Origin of the sequence: Aeromonas sp. 30P, assembly GCF_051919805.1 — a bacterium.
Taxonomy (GTDB): Bacteria; Pseudomonadota; Gammaproteobacteria; order Enterobacterales; family Aeromonadaceae; genus Aeromonas; species Aeromonas veronii.
In genome coordinates, this window is record NZ_JBQBEA010000001.1 from 3,272,140 (window position 1) to 3,293,686 (window position 21,547).

The following is a 21,547-nucleotide window of genomic DNA, read 5'->3' on the forward strand; positions in this document are numbered from 1 at the left end:
TTACAGGCTAAATTGACGAATATTGTTCTGTTCGATAATTTCGGCGATCCGGGTCAGATCAATATTGCCACCCGAAATAATGCTGACGGTCTTTTTACCTTCGACATAATGTTTCAGCTTGCCACTGAGCAGCGCTGCCGAGGCCAGAGCTCCCGCCCCTTCGGTAATCACCTTGTTGCGCTGAATAAGGTCAACCATGCTATGACGAATATCATCCTCGGTGACCAGTACAATATCATCCACCAATTGTTTGACGATTTCGAAGGTCAGTGAACCGGGTCTTGCCACATCACAGCCATCGGCTAGCGTGCTGCTGGTTCTGTGATTGGTCATGGTACCGGCATAGAAAGAGGCCGCCATACCGTGCACATTCTCGGATTGCACACCAATCACCTTGATGGTCGGATTAATAGATTTGATAGCCATGGCAACACCGGCAATCAAACCACCACCACCGATCGGCACTATGATGTTATCGACATCATACAAATCTTCGATAATTTCCAGGCCAATGGTGCCCTGGCCGGCAATCACTTTTGCATCGTCGAAGGGGGGAATAAATACGCGGCCTTCCATCTCCACGATTTCGCTGACTTTGGCAATGGTGTCATTGAAGCTATTTCCATGGAGGATCACTTTGGCTGAATAGTCACTGGTTGCAGCAATTTTGGATTTGGGGGCACAGCAAGGCATGACCACCTTGGCATCAATTCCCAGCATGGCACTGGAGAGTGATACACCTTGGGCATGATTGCCCGCCGAGCAGGCGACAACACCTTTTTGTCGGTCTTCCAGACTTAATGAACTGAGTTTGTTGAAGGCACCACGAATTTTAAAAGAGCCTGTACGTTGCATGTTTTCAAGCTTGAGGTAAACCTCGCCATGGCAACGTTCGCTGATGTAGTTAGAGGGTAGTTGCGCGGTCTTGTATATATGATTGGTCAGTCTTTTTTTGGCTTCAGTAATATCATGAAGACCAATGGGCAGATTGCTATACATCTTCATCGCAAATCTCTTTTTATTTATTAATTTGTAGGGTTTTATTTCACAGGGCGAAGCGATACTAGGTTCTATCACTTGCAATTAATGTGAGCATAAACACAAAAAAATCTACAAAGAGACTGCGTTACGGTGAAATTATCAAAAAATGTGATGGCAGCAACACTTGAATCCAAATGGATTAAAAAAAGTAATCAAATATTGGCAAATAATATAATTAACAACTCCAAAACAAAGCCGTAAAGATTAGATTTTTCAGGGCAATTGCGTTGCTTTTTGCAACCGGCAATCAGTTGCTTGCCTGCCAGAACCGGGACAATAAAAAAGGGAGCCTATATGGCCCCCTTTTGACAACACAGAACCGATTACTCGGCTGCAGCATCATCTTTCTTGTACTTGGCAGCAGTCTCTTTGATCAGAGCCTGCAACTCGCCAGCCTGGAACATCTCGATCATGATGTCACAGCCACCGATCAGCTCACCTTCAACCCACAGTTGGGGGAAGGTCGGCCAGTTGGCGAATTTTGGCAATTCGGCGCGGATATCCGGATTTTGCAGGATATCAACGTATGCAAACGGCTCGCCGCAGGACATCAGAGCCTGGGAGGCCTGGGCAGAGAAGCCACAGCTGGGTAGCTTGGGGGAGCCCTTCATGTAGATGATGATGGGGTTGTCAGCCAGCTGCTGCTTAATCTTTTCAATAGTTTCCATAGGTGCCTCACTAGAGCGATTTCGGCGGCCATTCTACTGCAATCTTGCCCGAGCACAAACTGACAAAGGGGTGACCCGGCTCGAATTGTGCAAAGAACCCACACAGGATTGATCGCGATCATGGCGCCAATCAAGAGTTGTTAGGCCATCTTTGATACTGCTACAATCCCTTGGCTTTGGGCTACCCAGCCCCATCATTTTAAAAACAACTCTTTTCACATATAGAAAAGAGTACGCAATGTCTTGCAACCGTCGCCTTCGCACGGTCCAGCCAATGGAGAGTAGAAAATGGCATTCGAACTTCCCGCTCTGCCCTATGCAATCAACGCTCTGGAACCGCACATCTCCCAGGAAACTCTGGAATATCACCACGGCAAGCACCACAACACCTACGTGGTCAACCTGAACAATCTGGTGCCGGGTACCGAGTTTGAAGGCAAGTCTCTGGAAGAGATCATCAAGACCTCCAACGGCGGCATCTTCAACAACGCCGCCCAGATCTGGAACCACACCTTCTACTGGCACTGCCTCTCCCCGAATGGCGGTGGCGAGCCGACTGGCGCCCTGGCTGATGCCATCAACAAGGCATTCGGCTCCTTCGCCGAGTTCAAAGATGCCTTCACCAAATCAGCCATCGGCAACTTCGGTTCCAGCTGGACTTGGCTGGTGAAGAAAGCTGACGGCTCTCTGGCTATCGTCAACACCTCCAACGCCGGCTGCCCGCTGACTGAAGCCGGTACCACCCCGCTGCTGACCGTTGACCTGTGGGAGCACGCCTACTATATCGACTTCCGCAACCTGCGTCCGAAGTACATGGAAACCTTCTGGGCTCTGGTTAACTGGGAATTCGTGGCCAAGAATCTGGCTGCTTAATCAGCCTCGCTTGCCAAAACGCCCCGCACTGCGGGGCGTTTTTTTATCTCGATATGGCTGCGTAAATGAATAAGGCGCCCGCAGGCGCCTTTTACATATCGAGATAGCCCGTTTACTGGTCCAACTCGTCCATATATTCATCCAGATTGGCATCGTCGGCCTGCTCTTGCTGAGACGCTTTCAGCTCGGTCTGCTTGCCCGTCACCTTGCCCTGATTATATTGCAGGTAGAAGTCCTTGGTTAGCGCATAGGGGTCGAGGGAGTTGTCGATGATCCGCTCCTGATCGATCAGCTTGGCACGTGTGCCCAAGCCATCCAGCGCCCAGTGTGCGACCTTCATCGGGAAGGTCAACAGGGCATAGGGGAAGTAGAAGCTGTCAATCGCATCACCAACCAGCTCCCGGGTGGTGGTCGGACCGTAGACAGGCACCATGATGTAGGCACCATTACCGATATCGGCCCTGCCCAGCACTGTGTCCATCTCCAGCTTGTTACGCTCGAGGCCGGCATGTTTGGCCACATCGAAGATACCCAGCAGACCGACCGTGGTGTTGAGGGTAAAGCGCCCCAGGTTGGTGCCCGCCCCCTTCAAATCACCGGTGATCAGATGGTTACCATGCTGCTTGGCTCATCAAAGTTGGCAACAAAGTTGGCAATGCCATCCTTCACCCCTACCGGAATGTAGCGGGCATAGGCATGTACCACAGGACGTGCCACATAGGGTTCCAGCACATCATAGTTGACCGCCCACATGGCCCGGTTGGCCCCCTGGAAGGGATCGCGGGGATCGGCCGCCGTACTGGTGGCACCCGGATTATTCATGCCGGGATTGAGATCCAGACTCTCTGGGCCAGGCTTGGGTGGGCCACCGGCACAGCCAGCCAGCAAGAGGGCTGCCAGTATGGCCCCTGAACGAAGATACATATGATTGTCCTGACGTTTTATTTTGATTTATCAGAAGTATAGATAACCCGGCTCCTATCCAGGAGCCGGGTTATCCAAAGGCATATTAGAGGGCGTGATCGATGCGGATGTCAATCGGAGCAGCAGGGATCTCGGCCGTCTTGACCGGCACGGATACCCCTTCGAAGGCTCCTTCCTTGTTCATCACATTGCCGCCGCGCGAGAGACGTGCCTTGAACTGCAGCTCCGGATAGGCCGCCAGTTTGCTGCCCTCCATCATGGCATCGCCATCCCCGAGTGACAGGGTAACAGGCAAGGTTGGCCCTGCGATACGCTTCACGGCGATGGGCATGGGCGGCCCGTTGGGCACCACGGCAAAGACGAAGAGATGGGCATCTTCCGGCATCTGAATGCCCGCCGCCAACGTGACGTGGATGGGGAATTCCCCCTCCTTCACCGCCAGCGGTTGTCCCTCAACTGCGCCCGCTTTGGCTGCGCCTGAATTCGTCACCTCGATGCCGCGCTGCTTGAGCTGCGCGCGGGCATACTCCATGGAGCGCTCGACCATCACGTAACGGGGAGTACCTTTCTCCATCAGTGGCAACATCGCCTGCCAGCGAGCCAGCGCGGTCTGGAAGTCCTCTTTTTGCAGCGCCATAAAGGCATAGACAGAGCGCGCCTCGATATTGTCCGGATCCTGCGCGATAGCCGCTTGCAACAGGGCATCCGCTTGCGCCTCATCCCCCGTCATCATCAGCGCCTGCGCGTAGGGTACCGCCACCAGCGATTTCTGGGGAGCCAGCGTGTAGGCCCGCTCCAGCGCCTCGCTGGCCATCTCGGGATCATTGCCATCCAGCGCCAAGCGTCCCAGCAGCAGCCAGCCGCGGTAGTCGTTCGGTTCATCCTTGAGGCGGGTACGCAGTGCCAGCGTGAAATCCAGCAGATCCTGCTCGGTCACCTGGGCATCGCGTTCCACCAGAATGCGGTTGCTCAGCTCGCCAAGACGGCTGCTGGCATCTTGCCAGCGACTCACCTCTTGCCAGGAGCCCAACTTGTAGTAGAGCCCCAGACTCACCACCAACAGCACCAGCACACCCGGGATCCAGATCAGACTCTTGCCACTGCGGGCTGTCTGCTCCACATCGGGAATATCATCCAAGAGGCTTCGTTGCAGCTCGACCAGCGAGTCAGACTCCTCAGCCAGGACACCCTGCTCGCGCTCTTCGCCAATCTCCAGCAGCCGCTGGCGATAGAGCTGTTTGTTGAGCGCCGAGCGACTGATGCTCTGTTTGCCTTCACCACGCCACAGCGGCACGACGAGCGCCAGACTCACCAGCACCAGCAAACCCGCAATCACTATCCAAAAAGCGGTCATTGTTTCTCTTCCTCTTTGAGCAGCTCGGCCAGTCGGCGCTGCTCCTCCTCGCTCAGGGCGTTATCCAGTTGTTTTTTCACCGCAGGAGTCCGGCGACTGCGCATCACGACCACGGCGCCACCAATCAGGATCACCAGCAGCGGACCGAGCCAGAGGATCAGGGTGGAGGCCATCAGGGGCGGGTTATAGAGGATAAAGTTGCCGTAGCGGGCCACCATGTAATCCACGATCTCATCTTTATCCTTGCCCTCGCGCACCATCTGGTAGGTCTTGTCGCGCAAGTCCTTGGCCAGCCCAGCATTGGAGTCGGCGATATCCTGGTTCTGACACTTGGGGCAACGCAGCTCCTTGGTCAGTTCGCGAAAGACCTGCTCCTGATTGTCGTTGTCAAAGGTGTAGACATCGATAGCGGCCATGGCCGGCGCTTGCACCACCCATCCCAGCAACAGCAGCAGGGAAGCAATAAATACTCTCATCAAGACTCCCCTCACTTCATGGCATCAAAGATGGGTTTGAGGGTCGACGCCCAGTTCTCGGGGTTGATATCCCCCACGTGGCGATACCGGATGATCCCCTTGCTGTCTATAAAGAAGGTTTCCGGCGCGCCATATACCCCGAGATCCAGCCCCAGCATGCCGTCCGGATCATAGAGGTTGACCTGATAGGGGTTGCCCAGCTCAGCCAGCCATTTGATCGCCTTGTCGCGCTCATCCTTGTAGTTCATGCCAATGATGGGAATGCCCTGCCCCGCCAGCTGTTTGAGGTAGGTGTGCTCGCCGTAGCAGGTCGGGCACCAGGTGGCCCAAACGTTGAGCAGCATGGGGCGACCGGTCAGGATACTGCGATCGTGCTGTTTGTTCAGATCGTAAATGTCCTGCAGGGTGAACACCGGCACCTCTTTGCCCACCATCACGGACTCAAGCTTGGTGGGATCGGAGTAAAGCCCTTTGAACAGGAACACAGCCCCCAGCAAAAAGACGATAAAGGGGATTAAAAACAACCAGGTCTTTTTGTTCATGCCTTGGCCTCCTCCTCACGACGGCCGAAACGGTAACGCTTGTCGAGCATCGCCAGCACGCCACCAATGGCCATAAAGACGCCGCCGAACCAGATCCAGCGCACGAACGGCTTGTAGTAGATCCGCACCGCCCAGGCTCCGTTGTCGAGCTGTTCCCCCAGCGCCGCATAGAGATCGCGGGTGATACCGGCATCGATGGCCGCTTCGGTCATCGGCATCCGGGTCACCTTGTACATCCGCTTCTCGGGCTTGAGCAGGGCGACCTGCTTGCCATTCTTGTGCACTTCCAGCACGCCCTTGAAGCCATCGTAGTTGGGGCCGTTCTTCTCCTTGATCCCGGCAAAGACGAACTCGTAATCGGCAAAGTGCACCCGATCACCCGCCAGCATCCGCAGATCCTTCTCGATGCTGTAGTTCTGGGTGCAGGCGATACCTATGATGCTGACTGCCAGCCCCACATGGCCGAGGATCATGGCCCAGTGGCTGTTGCCAAGCTTGCGCACACCGACTGCAAAGCTGTGCTTGTGGGTCGCTCGCGCCCAGGTCTCCTGCACGCTGGTGACAATGATCCAGGCCCCCAGACCAATCCCTACCGCCGCCCACGGCTTGAAGGTTTCGGCAAAGAGCAGCGGCAACAGCAAGGCTGCGGCCAGACTCAGCACCAGTGCCACAACCACCTTGTTTTTGAGTTCCCCCAGCTCCTGACGACGCCAGCGAAACAGCGGGCCAACCCCCAGCAGCAGGGCAAACGGGATGATCAGCCAGCTGTAGATGTGGTTAAAGAAGGGGGTGCCGATAGAGATGCTCCCCAGCCCCAGCTCCTTGTGCACCAGAGGCAGCAAGGTACCGAGCAGCACGGTCAGCAGACCTGCAACCAGCATGATGTTGTTGCAAAGCAGCAGGGTCTCGCGGCTCCACAGCTCGTGTTTGCCGTGGCTCTTCACTTGCGAGCCTTTGAAGGCAAACAGCAGCAAGGATGAGCCGATCACCGCCAGCAGGAAGCCGAGAATAAACAGACCGCGGGTCGGATCGGAGGCAAACGCATGGACCGACACCAGCACGCCGGAGCGCACCAGAAAGGTACCCAGCAGACTCAGCGAGAAGGCAGAGAGGGCCAGCAGCACGGTCCACGCCTTGAAGGTGGCGCGCTTCTCGCTCACCGCCAGCGAGTGAAGCAGAGCGGTACCCGCCAGCCAAGGCATAAACGAGGCGTTTTCTACCGGATCCCAGAACCACCAACCGCCCCAGCCGAGCTCGTAGTAGGCCCACCAGGAGCCGAGCACTATGCCCAGGGTCAGGAATACCCAGGCAGCCATGGTCCAGGGGCGCGACCAGCGGGCCCAGGTTGCATCGAGACGACCGGTCATCAATGAGGCTATGGCGAAGGCAAATGCCACCGAGAAGCCCACATAACCCATGTAGAGCATCGGCGGATGAAAGATCAGACCCGGATCCTGCAGCAGCGGATTGAGGTCACGACCATCGACCGGGAAATAGGGCAAGGTGCGGGTGAAGGGATCGGAGGTGAACAGCACGAAGGCGGTGAAGCCGACCGAGATCAGCCCCAGCACACCAAGTACCCGCGCGACAGCATCGAGCGGCAGACGGCGGCTGAACATGGCCACCGCCGCAGTCCAGCCCCCTAAGGTCAGAACCCACAGCAGCAGGGAACCTTCGTGGGCCCCCCATACGGCGGAAATGCGATAGGCGAGCGGCAGCAGGCTGTTGGAGTTAGTGGCCACATACTGCACGGTGAAGTCGTTATCGATAAAAGCCCAGGTCAGGCAGAGAAACGACAGCAGCAGCAGCAAGAACTGGGCATAGGCGAGCGGACGGGCCGCCGACATCATGCCAAGACGCCCCCAACTGGCGCCCAGCAGCGGGTAGCTACCCAGCAGCAGGGCGGTGGCAAAGGCCAGGATCAGCGCAAACTGACCTAATTCCGGGATCATGAAGGCATTCCTTTCAATTGAACGGTGACAACAGCCGCACCACACACGGCAGGCAAAGCGGAAAAGGCAAACACCACAGGGATCACTGCTTGGCTCCCTTCAACTGCGCTTCGGTATACTCCGGCTTGAAGTGCATGCCGTTGGTGGCATCGGCCACTTCCGGCGGCATGTAGTTCTCATCGTGCTTGGCCAACACCTCGAACGCCTCTACGGTCGTGGCATCCTTGAGGGTGCCCTGGGCAACAATCCCCTGCCCTTCACGGAACAGGTCCGGCAGGATGCCGTCAAACTCGACCTTCACCAGATGACCGCCGTTATCCACCAGCTTGAAGGCAACCTTGAGGCTCTGGGGATCCCGCTGCACCGACCCCGGCACGACCAACCCACCGATGCGCAGGCGCTGCCCCTCTTCCGGCTTGATCTTGTCCGGCCCCTTCCCCTCCACCAGCTCGCTCGGGGTATAGAAGAGGTCGATATTCTGACTGAGGGCGTAGAGCACCAGCCCGCTGACGGTCGCCAGACCCAGGGTGATGGCAAGAATGATGGTGAGGCGTTTTTTGCGTCTCGGATTCATAGGGTGTTCTCCATCTGCTGGGCCGCCTTGCGACGGGCCTCACGCGCCTGTTTGCTGCGCAACTCGGCGAGCAGGCTGCGGGTTTTCATGCGGGTAGAAATAATGATGCCGACCAGACACACCAGCGTCAGGCCAAAAGAGAGCCAGACATAGAAGGCGTAACCGCCCATCGCCATAAAATCACTGAAAGAGGCAAAGTGCATGCTTACTTCTCCTGCTCTGCAATCTCTTTGACCCAGGGGCGATGCCACTCCCGCATCAGGAGTTCATTGCGAAAACGCATCAGGGTCAGGGCCCCGAGAAACGTGGCAAACGCCAGGATCATGATCAGCAGCGGCCAGAGCATCTCGGGTGAAATGGAGGGTTTGTCAAATTTGGTGATGGTGGCTCCCTGATGCAGGGTATTCCACCACTCCACCGAGTAGTGAATGATGGGCAGGTTGATCACCCCAACCAGTGCCAGAATGCCGGCCGCACGGCCAGCGACCACCTTGTCGCTGAAGGCGTTGTAAAGAGCAATCACGCCGAGGTAGAGAAACAGCAGGATCAGTTCAGAGGTGAGCCGCGCATCCCACACCCACCAGGTTCCCCACATCGGCTTGCCCCAAGCGGCACCGGTAAAGAGGGCAATAAAGGTAAATACGGCGCCGACCGGCGCAATGGCTGCAACCGTCATGTCCGCCATCCGCAATTGCCACACCAGGCCGATAAAGGCGGCCACCGCCATGGTGGAGTAGGCTCCCATGGAGAGAATGGCGGAAGGCACGTGGATATAGATGATCCGGAACGAATCTCCCTGCTGGTAATCCGCTGGCGCAAACGCGAGGCCCCAGACAGTACCGATCACAAACGAGAGCAGACTAATCACCGCAAACCAGGGCAACAGCGTGCCTGCCAGCTGATAGGCCCGCTCCGGTTTGGCATAAGGGTGCAACCATTTCCACATAGCTCACAAAACCTTTTTGTTATTAATCGTTTGGCGAGGCCTACCATACCGGCCACGGGGCAGCATCAAATACCCCGAAAGCAATAAGCGGCACTCTCCTTGATCCATCGCAACATTATTTTTTGCAAAAAGACCCCATTCGGAGCCAAATTCAGTTCAGCTCACGGCCATCAGTTGAGGCTGACCCGCAACGCCGCCGACACAGCCAGCGGCGTCAGTGTCAAAGCCCCCACCAGCATGGCGGCCAGAATGGCAAGCTGCCCGCCATAGGGCAAGCTCATCCCCGCGGCATCGATGGCTGAGGTGGCAAAAATCAGTACCGGAATATAGAGCGGCAGGATCAGCAGACTGAGCAGAACCCCGCCTTTGCGCAATCCCACCGTCAACGCGACCCCGACCGCGCCGAGCAGGCTCAATACCGGAGTGCCCAGTGCCAGCGTCGCGACGACAGCCAGATAGGTGTTCATATCCAGCGACAGCAAAATCGCCAACAAGGGAGAGATCAGCAGCAGCGGCAAGCCGGTCAGCAGCCAGTGAGCGACCACTTTCGCCAGCGCCAGCAAGCCCAGCGGGTGCGGCATCAGCATCATCTGCTCCAGCGCGCCATCGACAAAGTCGTCGCGAAACAGCCGCTCCAACGACAACATGGCCGCCAATAGCGCCGCCACCCAGATAATCCCCGGGGCAATACGGGCCAGCAGTTTGGGCTCCGGGCCAATGCCTAACGGAAACAAGGTGATGACGATGAGGAAAAACCAGAGCGGATTGAGAATATCGGAACGCTGGCGCAGGGCCATCAGCAGTTCACGGTGAATAAGGTGCATAACAGCGCGCAACATGGCGTTACTCCTGCAATGTCGAGGCGAAGGGGGTCAACGAGATAGTCTTCAGCCGTCCCTGCATCAGGGTCAGATCCTGATGGGTGGTGAGGATCACCATGCCGCCCCGCTCGGCGTGGACCAGAAAGAGCTGCTCGAGCACCTTGACTCCCTGCTTGTCGATAGCGGTAAAGGGCTCATCGAGGATCCAGAGCGCCGGTTTTTGTGACAGCCAGAGTCTGGCCAGGGCAACCCGGCGTTGCTGACCAGCAGAGAGTTGCCCGGTCGGGTTCTCTTCAAATCCGGCCAGCCCTACCCGGGCCAATATCTGCCACAAGTCGATCTCTGTTTGCTGCGGGTGATGTAGCTGCTGGTAGAACTTCAGGTTTTCAAAAGGGGTCAGCGCCGCTTTGACACCGGGCTGATGGCCGAGATAGAGCAGATTGGCATGATACTCATCACGACAGTGACGAATATTCTCCCCATTCCAGCACACCTCACCGGCAAACGGCTGCGACAGCCCGGTCAACAACCGCAACAAGCTGGTCTTGCCAACACCGTTGGGCCCTTCAATTTGCACCAGATCGCCGGGCGCAACAGAGAAAGAGAGGTGTTCAAACAGAGTGCGATCTTCGCGCACGCAGCTCAGATTGTTAACTTGAAGCAGCATGGGGATTTTTTCAGAGAAAATGAAGCGGTCTGCATCTTAACACAGTATTGGAATACGTCTTTTCAAAGATGCAACAATTGAACTGACTGGCGACCAGGATCACAAAGAAAATATGGTAGACCCCCCCCTGCTCAACGCAGCTGGGGGACAAGCGGCTACACGCCATAAAATTCAGGAAGGCAATTGCCTTCCTGAATCATCAAGAGCGACCTTTTCGCAACGATATCAAGAGCTCAGCCTCTGCCTTTGGCAACTCGCACTCACTCATGACTTCATCAAGATCGGCGCCCAGTTCGACCATCTTGGCCGCTCGGCTGTAGAGCCTGCGTTCGGGATCCTGCATGGTCAGCTCTTGCTGGCGCTCGTTGACCTGCTGCATCGCCCCTTCCACCGACTGCAGACGCTGACCCATGCCAATGGCACCGGTATGGAGCTCCATCATCTGCTTGCGCAAGCTTTCCAACTGACCTTGCAGGGTTGCCACACTGGCCTCGGACTCCTGCTTGCTGCGCTTGCTCTTGAACCAGATATAAGAGGCAAACACCAAGGCAATCAGGGACATCCCCAAGGCAACCATCTCGATTATCAAAACATCACCTTACTTATCAGAGGGAACCGATATCTTCCCACTCTTCATCGGAGAGCAGCTTGTTCAAGTCAACCAGGATCAGCAGTTGCCCATCGCGGTTGCTCACCCCCTGAATAAACTTGGCGCTCTCTTCAGTACCGACCGCAGGTGCCGCATCGATCTCGGAAGAACGCAGATAAACCACTTCCGCCACGCTGTCGACCATGATGCCGATCACCTGCTTCTCGGCCTCGATGATCACAATCCGGGAGTTTTCACTCACATCACCGGAAGGCAGACCGAAACGGGAACGGGTATCGATGACAGTCACCACATTGCCACGCAGGTTGATGATCCCCAGTACGTACTCCGGCGCACCCGGCACCGGTGCAATTTCGGTGTAGCGCAACACCTCCTGAACCTGCATCACATTGATGCCGTAGGTTTCGTTTTCCAGTTGGAAGGTTACCCATTGCAGCACTTCATCTTCGGCCAGATTCTGTGCAATATTGCGCTTTTCTGTCATGTTTTTATTCCTTTTATGAAAACGTCTACTGCTAAAACTAGCAATAAAACAGCTCGATTGCAGAAGTTATCAGCGACCTTCTATGTTAACCCCACGCTCCAGCAACAGGAGCAGTTCGCGGACGTGTAACAGGGCACACATTTTTTCTTTGACCATGCCCGCCAACCAGGGGCGCTTGCCCTCCTGATGGCGCCATTTCACTTGGTCACGGTGTAACAATTCAGTCCCTTTGAGATGATGGCAGGCTAATCCCCACGGCGATTCACCAAGCATAATCAAATACTTGTAATCATCCATCTCGAGATGCTGACCCGGCATGACCCACTGGGCAGTATCGACCACATTCATCTTCTGCTCGCGGGAGGTCATGATCCCCTTGTACCAGCCAGGCTGGCCAAACAGGGAGGTGATCTCGCCCAGCTGATGAATACCACCCAGCTCGGTCAACGGCACCGCAAACGTCACGCCCGCGACTTCAAAGAAAAGGGCCTGAAACTCTTTACCGGTATCGATATTTTCCCAAGCAACCGGTTCACTGGCCTCTACCGGAGCAACCTCCAGCGCTGTCTCGGTCAGGATAGTAGTATGGGGCTCCGCAACCTCGGGGAGCAGCACCTCCGCAGGCCACTCAGGCTCCACCGGCAACAGTGACTCCTCCGCCACAATCTCCAGAGGTGCGGTGAGTGTTATCTCCTGGGTGAAGGCATCATTTTCGAACTGGACTTGTCCCACCTGAGCCAATAGCTCACCGAGCTGGGCAAGCCGTGGATCGCTTTCAAGGTAAGGTGCGGCGACTACCTCAGGGACGCTTTGAGGCTGACGTTGCAACTGTAAAACAGGGGCAGATTGAACCTCTTCCACCTCATCCAGCACCAGTGGCTCATCGAGCAGCAGGGAGTGGAAATAGTCATCCATCGCCCGAACTTGAATGGTATCTCTCATGCCGTCACCTCATGAACCCGTTGCCGCTCAAGGGCATCAAGATGATTGAGCAGCGTTTCATATGCATAGGTTCCACGACTCCCGGGAGAATAGATAGACGGGGGGATATGCAGCAAGCTGGCATCCCGAAACTTGGTATCAATAGGGATCACCGCATTCCACACTGAATCTCCATATTGATCCTTAATCGATTTCAAGGTCATCAAAGAAGCACGGGTGCGCTTGTCGAACATAGTCGGGATCACGGTATAACGGAACTTGTCACGCTTGGAACGCTGCATGATCTCGAATGTTTTCATCATCCGCTCCAACCCCTTGAGGGCCAGAAATTCGGTCTGGACAGGCACCAGAATGCGATCGCAGGCAGCCAGCGCGTTGACCATCATCACTCCCAGCACTGGCGGGCAATCGATCAGCACGTAATCATATTGATCCTGAATGCGCAGCAGTGCCCGTTTCAGTACCAGTCCCATCCCCTCACGATTGCCCATCACCCGATCAAGGGTCGCCAAGGTAATAGATGCTGGCAGTAAGTTGATATTTTCGAATTTGGTCTTGAGCGTCAGTTTATTGACAAGCTCGGCTGTCGGTTTGACAGCTTGAAACAACTCATAGAGGGTTCCATCCAGGCGATCTGAATCAAAATCAAGATATGCAGTCAGCGAAGCATGGGGGTCGGTATCAATCAACAGCACCCGCTGGCCACGCTGGGCCAGGATCCCCGCAAGCGAGACCACTGTGGTGGTTTTACCCACACCACCTTTCTGGTTGGCAACCGTCCAAACAATCACTGTATCAATCCTGCCTTGTTGTTATGCGTATGCCACCACCGGGCAAGGTGATCACCTTTATCTCTCCTGCATCCACCGCCTGTTGTACAGCAGGAACAGGTTCAGCAACTACCGTAGGCGTTGCAACCACAGGTGCTGGCGGCACCCAGGCAAACTTGGAGATAGCGACCACAACCTTGCGATTCTGCAGTCTGCCCTGCTCGCTGCCGTTGTCAGCAAAGGGGGAAAACTCGCCATATGCCTCGAACGCCAGACGCTGGGGGGCGATCCCATCAGCAATCAAGCCATTCAGTACCGCCTCGGCCCGAGCAGCAGAAAGCGCCCAGTTAGAACGATAAATTTCATTATTTATCTGTTGGTTATCGGTATAACCCCGAACCCTTACATAGTTATCGACCGGTTTGAGAATACTTGAAAGAGTATTAATGACCGGTGCAGCGTTTGGTCCCAAAAAGGCACTGCCGCTGCCAAACAACAAGCCGGAACTGAGTTCAACCGTCAGCCAGTTCTCATCTTGCGTCACTTTGACGATACCGGCATCCACCAGCGACCCCATGCTCTGTTGCAACTGCATATCAAGTTTCGCAAGTGTCGTGCCATCTTGCAGTACTGGCACTCCAGAAATGGGAGCAAGTGAAGGAGAGGGGGATGCTGGGCTTTCCAGCAACGATGGAGAGGCAGATACCGCGTTATCCAGCAGGGAATTACCCTGCCCTTCAAGCAAGCCATTGCCGCCAGACTGCATGACACTGAACGCCTGGCTCATACCATCAATCACCGCGCGATACTTGTCCTTGTTCACCAGCGCAACAGAGTAAAGCACCACGAACAAAGCAAAGATCAGCGTCATATAATCGGCATAGGAGACCAGCCAGCGGTCAAGATGCTCGCGACCCTGCAAGTGCAACCGATAGCGCTTGCGCATGGCTACTCTCCTTTCAAATAGGCCCTGAGCCGGCGTTCAACCTGCAAGCCGTTTTCACCATGGGCGATAGCCAGCAGCCCTTCCAGGGTCATCTCCTGAAAGAGTGCGTAGTGATAGTGAAATGCGCGTAGCCGGTTGGCGATAGGCAGGTAGATGAGGTTGGCAAACCCCACTCCATAGATGGTTGCCACAAATGCCACTGCGATACCCGCCCCCAGCGCTGACGGGTCTTCGAGATGAAACATGGCCTGGATCAGGCCCAGCACGGCACCGATGATCCCGATGGTCGGACTGTACCCCCCCATAGCTTCAAATACCCTGGCGGCATGTTCATTGCGCTCCTGCTCGATATCGATGTCCGCTTCCAGCAGCATACGGATATCCTCTGTGGAGACCCCATCGACAATCATGCCGAGCCCTTGACGGGTAAAGTTGTCTTCCTCCTGCTCGGCCTGATTTTCAAGGGCAAGCAGCCCTTGCTGGCGCGCAAAGACGGCCCATGACTGCAACCGTTCGGCCTGCGTCGCGAGATCCTGGCGGGGAGGGGTAAAAATCCATAACAGCTGGCGCAACGCCAGCAAGATGTACTTGGCTGGGGTCTGCAACGTGACGGCACCAACGGTACCACCCAGTACGATCAAAAAAGCGGGGCCGTCCACCAGCGTCAACAGGGAGCCGCCATGCCACAGTTGGGCAATGGCAATAGCCCCCAATGCCAGGAGCAGACCGAGCAAGCCCATGATTAGCGCCCCAACTCAACCAGAATACGCTGGGCCACCTTGTCCAGAGGGAGTGATTCGCTGGCAATCCCCGCTTTGGCTACTGCTTGGGGCATACCATATACCACGCAGGAAGCCTCATCCTGAGCCCAGATGGTTGATCCCTGCTCTTTCAGCAGTCTGGCGCCATCACGGCCATCTGCGCCCATACCGGTCAGCACAATCGCCAGTACCTTGTCGGCATAGGTTTTGGCCGCAGAGGCAAAGGTGATGTCCACACAAGGCTTGTAATTTACCTTGTCGTTGCCATCCACGATGCGAATGCGAGCCCCTGCACCACGACCTTCCAGCAGCATCTGTTTGCCACCGGGAGCAAGGTAGGCATGCCCGGGTTTAAGCACATCGCCATCTTCCGCTTCCTTGACGCCAATCTGACATAACCCGTTGAGACGGGCAGCAAACGCGGCAGTAAAAGTGGCTGGCATATGCTGGATAAGCAGGATGGGATGAGGAAAATCCCCCGGCAACTTGGTCAGCACATTTTGCAAAGCAACAGGTCCGCCGGTAGAAGTACCGATCGCCACCAACTGATAACTCTTGCCACTGCGCTTGAATGAAGCACTTGGCACAGTACGTTGCAGGTCAGGCTGACGATCTGAAGTTCTGGGCGCTGGGCTACCCAGCGGAGCACGAGCAACCGGTTCAGGTGCTTTGGGGCGAGCAGCTGATGTCATCAGGAAGCGCTTGCGGGAGATCTCCTTTACCCGCTGTTGCAACAGTCTGACCGCTTCATCTTTGTCTCTGGCAATGTCCTCAAACTTCTTGGGCAAGAAGTCGAGGGCTCCGGCGTCCAGCGCATCAAGCGTAGCCTTGGCCCCTTCATGGGTCAGGGAGGAGAACATCAGAATGGGGGTCGGGCACTTGGCCATGATCTCCCGCACCGCACTGATGCCATCCATCACGGGCATCTCTATGTCCATGGTGATCACATCAGGGCGCAGCGACATCGCCTTGTCCACCGCCTCACGTCCATTCTGGGCCGTATCAATCACCGTCAGCATGGGATCCTGATTGATGATCTCGCTCACCCGACGGCGAAAGAAGCTCGAATCGTCGACAACTAATACCTTGACTGCCATTGTTGTTTTTCTAACTCCTTGGGCCTGAGCTATTAATGTCTACGCGCATATGCTTTGAGCAGACTCGGCACATCCAAAATAAGAGCAATTCCGCCATCACTGGTAATCGTCGCCCCGGCCATGCCAGGGGTGCCTTGCAGCAGATTATCGAGTGGCTTGATCACCACCTCTTCCTGACCAATCAGGCTGTCTACCACAAACCCGATTTGCTGAGTGCCAATCTGCACAATCACCACATGTCCGGTATCCTGACGTGAACGCTTGTTGGCGCCACGAATCAACCACTTGTGCAGATAGAAGAGCGGTATCGCCTTCTCGCGCACAATGATGGTGAGCTGGCCATCAACCATGTTGGCCTTTTTCAGATCCAGATGGAAAATCTCATTCACACAACCAAGGGGAAGTGCGAAAGTCTGCTCACCCACTTCCACCATCAGAGTTGGCAGAATGGCCAGCGTCAACGGAACCTTGATTTCGAGACGGGTACCTTTCCCCCAGGTGGAATCGATGTGCACCGATCCATTGAGGCTGACAATGCTGGTTTTAACCACATCCATTCCGACACCACGGCCAGAGATATCGGAGATCTCGGCCTTGGTTGAAAAGCCCGGAGCAAAGATCAGGTTATAGGCATCGTTGTCGCTCATGCGAGCGGCAGTATCTGCATCCAGAACACCGCGACTGATTGCGATGGACTTGAGTTTCTCAGGATCCATCCCTGCCCCATCATCCTCGATGCAAAGCAGAATATGGTCACCTTGCTGGGAGGCACTAAGGGTTATTGTCCCTTGACGCGGTTTGCCCGCTTTCTCTCGCACATCCGGCATTTCGACCCCGTGATCGCATGAGTTGCGAACAAGGTGAACCAGAGGATCGGCGAGCGCCTCCACCAGGTTTTTATCAAGATCGGTCTCTTCCCCCACCATCACCAGCTCAATCTCTTTCTTGAGGGTTCTGGCTAGATCACGTACCACGCGCGGGAAACGACCAAATACCTTCTTGATTGGCTGCATGCGGGTTTTCATCACCGCACCTTGCAGGTCAGCCGTTACCACATCCAGATTGGCAACCGCCTTTGACATCTCTTCATCATTGCTGGCAATACCCAGGCTCACCAGACGGTTACGGACCAGTACCAACTCACCTACCATGTTCATGATGACATCGAGGGTCTTGGTATCCACCCGCACCGTCGTATCGCTTTGTACGGCACTGTTTTCTGCTGGCGCAGGTGCCGCCTTGGCGGCAGGCGCTGGTGTCTTAGCTGCTTCGGCAGGTTTTGCGGGGGCAGCCGGTGCTGGTTTGGCTACAGGAGTGGCCGGTTTGGGCGGAGTCACCGCAGCAGGTGCGGCAGGTGCGGCAGGTGCGGCAGGTGCGGCAGGTGCGGCAGGTGCGGCAGGTGCGGCAGGTGCCATAGTACTCTGAGGCCCTTGACCACGACCATGCAATTCATCAAGCAGACGCTCAAACTCATCATCATCGATAAGCTCGTCCACCTCTTTTTGCACCGATTTCAGAGGATTCACCTCTGGCGCCCCCATGTGCTGTCCCTGACCATGCAACTGGTCCAACAAGGCCTCAAACTCATCATCGGTGATATCGCCAGAGCCACCAGCGATAGGCGCTGCTGCAACCGTCTTGGTCGGTGCCCCACCCACGCCGTGGAGCTCGTCCAGCAGACGTTCAAACTCGTCTGCAGAAATTTCATCGATCGAGCCGCCGCCATTGACAGGAGCAGGCTCGCTGCTGATGGCTGCGGGTTCAACAACTTCTGGAGCAACTTCTTCAACAACTACCGGTGCTGCAGGTTCAGATTCTACAGCCGCAGCCGCACTGGTAGCAGTGCGCAGTTGCTCTTCCCCTTCCGGCTTGCACAACTCGTGGAGGTCATGAAGCAAATCATCTGACGCAGGGCTGGGTGCTTCGCGATTTTGAACCTGGGCGAACATGACATTGATGGCATCCAGCGCTTGCAGGATTACATCCATCAGCTCCGCAGTAACGGTTCGCTTGCCATTACGCAAGATATCGAACACGTTTTCCGCACCGTGGCATACATCAACCAGTTCACCGAGCGACAGAAAACCAGCCCCCCCTTTCACGGTATGGAAACCGCGAAAGATGGCATTCAACAGGTTCTTGTCATCGGGCCGCTTTTCCAAGTCGACCAGTTGTTCAGACAACTGTTCCAATATTTCGGATGCTTCGACCAGAAAGTCTTGCAGTATGTCTTCATCAACTTCGAAGGCCATGCGTCACTCCATTAGAATCCCAAGCTAGACAGCAGATCGTCCACATCATCCTGACCATTGACCACATCGGCACGAGCCTCGGGGTTCATGATAGGGCCCTCTGCTTCAATCCCGTTGACAGGAATACTACGAGTTGAATGCTCAGCAGAAGCCTCACCAAACATGGTCAGCATTTCTATTAATTTTGTTTCAACTTCCTGAACAAGCTTGATGACCTTGCGGATCATCTGACCTGTCAAATCCTGAAAATCTTGTGCCATCAGGATTTCTGTCAGCAGTTGCCGTAATTTATCGGCATCAGACTCTGAAGCCTTAATAAAATCATCAAGTTGGTGACATAAGGATTTGAACTGCCCCACGCTCATGTCACGAGACATCAGGGCATTCCAGTTCGGCATCACCAGCTGGATATTGTCATTCAGGCGATCCGCTATCGGCAAACTGGCTTCCACCGCATCCATTGTGCGATTGGCCGCTTTGTCGGTCATATCGATAACGTAGCTCAAGCGCTCCCGAGCATCGGGAATATCATGAGTAGCCAAATCGGGAATACGGGGATCGAGGCGAAATTCTTGAAGTGAATCATGCAGTTGTCGGGTCAGCTGACCTACTTTTTCAAACAGATCGGCTGCGTTGGGGGCACATACTTCGGCAAGCAGTTCATCGGCCAGCTCAAATTCGCCTTGCTCCAGATGAGCAACAAGCATCCTTGCCTGGTCGAGCGAAATCATTGCTCTCGTTTTGGCCATCATCCCTGCAGCTCCTTAGCCAATTCGTTCGAAAATTTTGTCGAGTTTTTCTTTGAGCGTTGCTGCGGTGAAGGGCTTGACGATGTAACCGTTGACGCCAGCTTGGGCGGCTTCAATGATCTGCTCACGTTTGGCTTCAGCGGTTACCATCAGTACCGGCAGATGCTTGAGCTTCTCATCAACACGGATGGCTTTAAGCAGGTCAATACCTTGCATGCCAGGCATGTTCCAGTCGGTAACTACAAACTGAAAATCACCATTTTTCAGCATCGGCAGCGCTGTATTGCCGTCATCCGCCTCATGGGTATTGTTGAATCCCAAGTCGCGCAGCAAGTTCTTGATAATCCGGCGCATCGTTGAAAAATCGTCAACAATGAGGATTTTCATGTTCTTGTCCAAAATTCCCTCCTAAATAGCCACCAGAGTGGCTCACTTACATGATGCTAAAAACGGGTTGTGTCGTGCGGATTATGCCTTAGAGTTTCATCTCAGTGTAGCCAGTACAAACACTTATAGATGCCAATCTCTCAAACGAGCACGCAATCTGTGCATTGCCTGACTGTGGATCTGGCTCACACGCGACTCGCTGACATTCAAAACCTCGCCAATTTCACGCAAATTCAGCTCTTCATCGTAGTAAAGAGAGAGAACCAAAGCTTCTCTCTCTGGTAGACGACCAATTTGCTCGGATAATTGAATCTGAAATCGCTCGGCAGCCAATTCATCGAATCCGGAGCCTGAAGGGGCATCATCGGGGTTGCCGATCACATCCTCACTGACCCCCAGATCTTCGATGCCGATAATTTTGCCGCAGGAGACATCTTGCAGCATCGCATGGTAATCAGCGATGGAGACCCCCATCTCGGCAGCAACCTCGGTATCTCGCGCGTCACGCCCGTGAGTCTGCTCGACATTCTCGATCGCCTCTGCAATAGCCCGACTGTTGCGATGCACTGAACGGGGCACCCAGTCACCACGCCGGATCTCATCCAGCATGGCGCCTCGGATGCGGATCCCGGCATACGTCTCGAAGCTGGCCCCCTTGCTACCGTCAAAGTTGCGGGAGGCTTCAAGCAGCCCAATCATACCTGCCTGGATCAGGTCATCCAGCAAGACACTGCTGGGCAGGCGAGCCAACAAATGTTGGGCAATTCGCTTGACCAGGGGAGCATGACGCTCCACCAGCACGTAGGAATCCTGATGACGCAAGTACGCTTGGGCTTTATTCACGGGAACCTTCCTGTGTTGTGGCCGGTTTCTGCAACAAATTTTCCAGGAAAAACTCCAGATGGCCGCCCGGCTGGTTGGGAACCGGCCAGCTCGCCGCCTTGTTGGCAAGGGCCCGGAACGCCAGTGCGGCCGGCGACTTGGGAAACGCCTCGACAATCAGCTTCTGCTTGCGCACGGCGGCACGCAGATTGGTGTCATAGGGTACACAGGCGACCAGCTCCAGCGAGGTATCGAGGAAACGATCCGTGACCCGGGTCAGTTTGGCAAAGAGCTCCTGCCCTTCGCGCAGACTGCGCACCATATTGGCCACCACCTTGAAACGAAACACACCGTGATCTTTTGAGAGGATCTTGATGAGGGCGTAGGCATCGGTGATGGAGGTCGGCTCATCGCAGACCACCACCATGATGTCCTGAGCGGCTCGGGTGAAGCTCAGCACCATGTCGGAGATCCCCGCGGCCGTATCCACCAGCAGGATGTCGACCTGGGTCTTCATCTCGCTGAAGGCACGGATAAGCTCGGCATGCTGCACCGGAGAAAGCTCGACCATGGACTGGGTGCCTGAGGTCGCAGGCACGATCATCATGCCGTAGGGACCTTCGACGATGATATCGTCGATGGTGCATTCACCCGCCAGGACATGAGAGAGGTTGCGATGAACCCGCAGCCCAAGCATGACGTCGACGTTGGCCAGACCCAGGTCGGCATCCAGCACCATCACCCGCTTGCCTTGGGCGGCCATGGCTCCGGCCACGTTCAGGGTCACGTTGGTCTTGCCCACGCCACCTTTACCACCGGAAACGGCGATTACTTTTACTCGATTGTTTTGACGCATTTTGCGCAGACCACTCGCCTGATCCATATACAT

The 21,547-nt window shown here is 55.4% G+C and carries 24 protein-coding genes and 1 pseudogene; 1 reads left to right on the forward strand and 24 read right to left on the reverse strand.

All coding sequences use genetic code 11. The features are described 5' to 3' along the window. Positions 1 to 1,005: a bifunctional threonine ammonia-lyase/L-serine ammonia-lyase TdcB gene (gene tdcB / locus ACTG2B_RS15105; RefSeq protein WP_005334660.1), complete on the reverse strand. Its 1,005-nt coding sequence runs from the start codon at positions 1,003 to 1,005 to the stop codon at positions 1 to 3. 359 nt (positions 1,006 to 1,364) lie between these two features. Further along, complete coding sequence (locus ACTG2B_RS15110; protein ID WP_005353650.1) at positions 1,365 to 1,709, reverse strand: Grx4 family monothiol glutaredoxin; 345 nt, start codon at positions 1,707 to 1,709, stop codon at positions 1,365 to 1,367. 288 nt (positions 1,710 to 1,997) lie between these two features. Here ACTG2B_RS15110 and sodB point away from each other — a divergent pair, with 288 nt between their 5' ends. Then, positions 1,998 to 2,582, forward strand: a complete 585-nt coding sequence (gene sodB, locus ACTG2B_RS15115; RefSeq protein ID WP_005334664.1) for a superoxide dismutase [Fe] — start codon at positions 1,998 to 2,000, stop codon at positions 2,580 to 2,582. 112 nt (positions 2,583 to 2,694) lie between these two features. Here sodB and ACTG2B_RS15120 read toward each other — a convergent pair. The 22 genes and pseudogenes from ACTG2B_RS15120 to ACTG2B_RS15225 form a co-directional block, all read right to left on the reverse strand. Beyond that, positions 2,695 to 3,506 (reverse strand): annotated as a pseudogene (locus tag ACTG2B_RS15120) (MlaA family lipoprotein). Between the two features lie 85 nt (positions 3,507 to 3,591). After that, positions 3,592 to 4,860, reverse strand: coding sequence for a c-type cytochrome biogenesis protein CcmI (ccmI, locus tag ACTG2B_RS15125; RefSeq protein WP_019444735.1), 1,269 nt, complete (start codon positions 4,858 to 4,860; stop codon positions 3,592 to 3,594). Beyond that, entirely contained in the window at positions 4,857 to 5,336 is a 480-nt protein-coding gene (locus ACTG2B_RS15130; protein WP_064340931.1) for a cytochrome c-type biogenesis protein, read from the reverse strand. Before ACTG2B_RS15130 ends, ccmI begins: the two co-directional genes overlap by 4 nt. 11 nt (positions 5,337 to 5,347) lie before the next feature. After that, positions 5,348 to 5,878, reverse strand: a complete 531-nt coding sequence (locus ACTG2B_RS15135; RefSeq protein ID WP_005353655.1) for a DsbE family thiol:disulfide interchange protein — start codon at positions 5,876 to 5,878, stop codon at positions 5,348 to 5,350. Next, positions 5,875 to 7,830: a heme lyase CcmF/NrfE family subunit gene (locus ACTG2B_RS15140; RefSeq protein WP_439996286.1), complete on the reverse strand. Its 1,956-nt coding sequence runs from the start codon at positions 7,828 to 7,830 to the stop codon at positions 5,875 to 5,877. The genes ACTG2B_RS15135 and ACTG2B_RS15140 overlap by 4 nt, the downstream gene beginning before the upstream one ends. 82 nt (positions 7,831 to 7,912) lie before the next feature. Further along, entirely contained in the window at positions 7,913 to 8,404 is a 492-nt protein-coding gene (ccmE, locus tag ACTG2B_RS15145) for a cytochrome c maturation protein CcmE (RefSeq protein ID WP_005334685.1), read from the reverse strand. Further along, positions 8,401 to 8,607 carry a heme exporter protein CcmD gene (ccmD, locus tag ACTG2B_RS15150; protein WP_005353657.1) on the reverse strand — a complete coding sequence of 69 codons (207 nt, stop codon included), beginning with the start codon at positions 8,605 to 8,607 and terminating at the stop codon, positions 8,401 to 8,403. Before ccmD ends, ccmE begins: the two co-directional genes overlap by 4 nt. A 2-nt stretch (positions 8,608 to 8,609) precedes the next feature. Continuing rightward, complete coding sequence (locus tag ACTG2B_RS15155; RefSeq protein ID WP_043820935.1) at positions 8,610 to 9,350, reverse strand: heme ABC transporter permease; 741 nt, start codon at positions 9,348 to 9,350, stop codon at positions 8,610 to 8,612. A gap of 170 nt (positions 9,351 to 9,520) precedes the next feature. Further along, a complete protein-coding gene (gene ccmB, locus ACTG2B_RS15160) occupies positions 9,521 to 10,189 on the reverse strand; it encodes a heme exporter protein CcmB (protein ID WP_103251228.1) in 669 nt (222 codons plus the stop codon). 4 nt (positions 10,190 to 10,193) lie between these two features. Next, positions 10,194 to 10,838, reverse strand: coding sequence for a cytochrome c biogenesis heme-transporting ATPase CcmA (gene ccmA / locus ACTG2B_RS15165; protein WP_439996289.1), 645 nt, complete (start codon positions 10,836 to 10,838; stop codon positions 10,194 to 10,196). Between the two features lie 199 nt (positions 10,839 to 11,037). After that, on the reverse strand, positions 11,038 to 11,415 hold the full coding sequence (locus tag ACTG2B_RS15170) for a DUF2802 domain-containing protein (RefSeq protein WP_005362036.1): 378 nt from the start codon (positions 11,413 to 11,415) through the stop codon (positions 11,038 to 11,040). A 28-nt stretch (positions 11,416 to 11,443) separates the two neighbouring features. Beyond that, complete coding sequence (locus tag ACTG2B_RS15175) at positions 11,444 to 11,932, reverse strand: chemotaxis protein CheW (RefSeq protein ID WP_005298836.1); 489 nt, start codon at positions 11,930 to 11,932, stop codon at positions 11,444 to 11,446. Between the two features lie 69 nt (positions 11,933 to 12,001). After that, positions 12,002 to 12,874, reverse strand: a complete 873-nt coding sequence (locus ACTG2B_RS15180; RefSeq protein ID WP_042054452.1) for a chemotaxis protein CheW — start codon at positions 12,872 to 12,874, stop codon at positions 12,002 to 12,004. After that, positions 12,871 to 13,665 (reverse strand): ParA family protein, encoded by a 795-nt coding sequence (locus ACTG2B_RS15185; protein WP_005334696.1) that lies wholly within the window; start codon positions 13,663 to 13,665, stop codon positions 12,871 to 12,873. The genes ACTG2B_RS15180 and ACTG2B_RS15185 overlap by 4 nt, the downstream gene beginning before the upstream one ends. Positions 13,666 to 13,669: 4 nt before the next feature. Beyond that, complete coding sequence (locus tag ACTG2B_RS15190) at positions 13,670 to 14,590, reverse strand: flagellar motor protein MotB (protein WP_128814838.1); 921 nt, start codon at positions 14,588 to 14,590, stop codon at positions 13,670 to 13,672. A 2-nt stretch (positions 14,591 to 14,592) separates the two neighbouring features. Next, positions 14,593 to 15,330, reverse strand: a complete 738-nt coding sequence (locus tag ACTG2B_RS15195; protein ID WP_005343988.1) for a flagellar motor protein — start codon at positions 15,328 to 15,330, stop codon at positions 14,593 to 14,595. Between the two features lie 2 nt (positions 15,331 to 15,332). Further along, positions 15,333 to 16,448 carry a protein-glutamate methylesterase/protein-glutamine glutaminase gene (locus ACTG2B_RS15200; RefSeq protein WP_429131501.1) on the reverse strand — a complete coding sequence of 372 codons (1,116 nt, stop codon included), beginning with the start codon at positions 16,446 to 16,448 and terminating at the stop codon, positions 15,333 to 15,335. A gap of 32 nt (positions 16,449 to 16,480) precedes the next feature. Continuing rightward, positions 16,481 to 18,700, reverse strand: a complete 2,220-nt coding sequence (locus ACTG2B_RS15205; RefSeq protein WP_439996291.1) for a chemotaxis protein CheA — start codon at positions 18,698 to 18,700, stop codon at positions 16,481 to 16,483. 11 nt (positions 18,701 to 18,711) lie between these two features. After that, complete coding sequence (locus tag ACTG2B_RS15210) at positions 18,712 to 19,452, reverse strand: protein phosphatase CheZ (protein ID WP_005353668.1); 741 nt, start codon at positions 19,450 to 19,452, stop codon at positions 18,712 to 18,714. Between the two features lie 12 nt (positions 19,453 to 19,464). Further along, positions 19,465 to 19,836: a chemotaxis response regulator CheY gene (gene cheY, locus ACTG2B_RS15215; RefSeq protein WP_005334709.1), complete on the reverse strand. Its 372-nt coding sequence runs from the start codon at positions 19,834 to 19,836 to the stop codon at positions 19,465 to 19,467. 123 nt (positions 19,837 to 19,959) lie between these two features. Further along, entirely contained in the window at positions 19,960 to 20,679 is a 720-nt protein-coding gene (locus ACTG2B_RS15220; RefSeq protein WP_019444723.1) for an RNA polymerase sigma factor FliA, read from the reverse strand. Continuing rightward, on the reverse strand, positions 20,672 to 21,547 hold the full coding sequence (locus ACTG2B_RS15225) for a MinD/ParA family protein (RefSeq protein WP_013723550.1): 876 nt from the start codon (positions 21,545 to 21,547) through the stop codon (positions 20,672 to 20,674). Before ACTG2B_RS15225 ends, ACTG2B_RS15220 begins: the two co-directional genes overlap by 8 nt.

Excerpts from the sequence above, each read along its gene's own strand:
- tdcB (WP_005334660.1), bottom strand. The coding sequence starts at position 1,005 with ATGAAGATGTATAGCAATCTGCCCATTGGTCTTCATGATATTACTGAA.
- ACTG2B_RS15110 (WP_005353650.1), bottom strand. The coding sequence starts at position 1,709 with ATGGAAACTATTGAAAAGATTAAGCAGCAGCTGGCTGACAACCCCATC.
- sodB (WP_005334664.1), top strand. The coding sequence starts at position 1,998 with ATGGCATTCGAACTTCCCGCTCTGCCCTATGCAATCAACGCTCTGGAA.
- ccmI (WP_019444735.1), bottom strand. The coding sequence starts at position 4,860 with ATGACCGCTTTTTGGATAGTGATTGCGGGTTTGCTGGTGCTGGTGAGT.
- ACTG2B_RS15130 (WP_064340931.1), bottom strand. The coding sequence starts at position 5,336 with ATGAGAGTATTTATTGCTTCCCTGCTGCTGTTGCTGGGATGGGTGGTG.
- ACTG2B_RS15135 (WP_005353655.1), bottom strand. The coding sequence starts at position 5,878 with ATGAACAAAAAGACCTGGTTGTTTTTAATCCCCTTTATCGTCTTTTTG.
- ACTG2B_RS15140 (WP_439996286.1), bottom strand. The coding sequence starts at position 7,830 with ATGATCCCGGAATTAGGTCAGTTTGCGCTGATCCTGGCCTTTGCCACC.
- ccmE (WP_005334685.1), bottom strand. The coding sequence starts at position 8,404 with ATGAATCCGAGACGCAAAAAACGCCTCACCATCATTCTTGCCATCACC.
- ccmD (WP_005353657.1), bottom strand. The coding sequence starts at position 8,607 with ATGCACTTTGCCTCTTTCAGTGATTTTATGGCGATGGGCGGTTACGCC.
- ACTG2B_RS15155 (WP_043820935.1), bottom strand. The coding sequence starts at position 9,350 with ATGTGGAAATGGTTGCACCCTTATGCCAAACCGGAGCGGGCCTATCAG.
- ccmB (WP_103251228.1), bottom strand. The coding sequence starts at position 10,189 with ATGTTGCGCGCTGTTATGCACCTTATTCACCGTGAACTGCTGATGGCC.
- ccmA (WP_439996289.1), bottom strand. The coding sequence starts at position 10,838 with ATGCTGCTTCAAGTTAACAATCTGAGCTGCGTGCGCGAAGATCGCACT.
- ACTG2B_RS15170 (WP_005362036.1), bottom strand. The coding sequence starts at position 11,415 with ATGGTTGCCTTGGGGATGTCCCTGATTGCCTTGGTGTTTGCCTCTTAT.
- ACTG2B_RS15175 (WP_005298836.1), bottom strand. The coding sequence starts at position 11,932 with ATGACAGAAAAGCGCAATATTGCACAGAATCTGGCCGAAGATGAAGTG.
- ACTG2B_RS15180 (WP_042054452.1), bottom strand. The coding sequence starts at position 12,874 with ATGAGAGATACCATTCAAGTTCGGGCGATGGATGACTATTTCCACTCC.
- ACTG2B_RS15190 (WP_128814838.1), bottom strand. The coding sequence starts at position 14,590 with ATGCGCAAGCGCTATCGGTTGCACTTGCAGGGTCGCGAGCATCTTGAC.
- ACTG2B_RS15195 (WP_005343988.1), bottom strand. The coding sequence starts at position 15,330 with ATGGGCTTGCTCGGTCTGCTCCTGGCATTGGGGGCTATTGCCATTGCC.
- ACTG2B_RS15200 (WP_429131501.1), bottom strand. The coding sequence starts at position 16,448 with ATGGCAGTCAAGGTATTAGTTGTCGACGATTCGAGCTTCTTTCGCCGT.
- ACTG2B_RS15205 (WP_439996291.1), bottom strand. The coding sequence starts at position 18,700 with ATGGCCTTCGAAGTTGATGAAGACATACTGCAAGACTTTCTGGTCGAA.
- ACTG2B_RS15210 (WP_005353668.1), bottom strand. The coding sequence starts at position 19,452 with ATGATGGCCAAAACGAGAGCAATGATTTCGCTCGACCAGGCAAGGATG.
- cheY (WP_005334709.1), bottom strand. The coding sequence starts at position 19,836 with ATGAAAATCCTCATTGTTGACGATTTTTCAACGATGCGCCGGATTATC.
- ACTG2B_RS15225 (WP_013723550.1), bottom strand. The coding sequence starts at position 21,547 with ATGTATATGGATCAGGCGAGTGGTCTGCGCAAAATGCGTCAAAACAAT.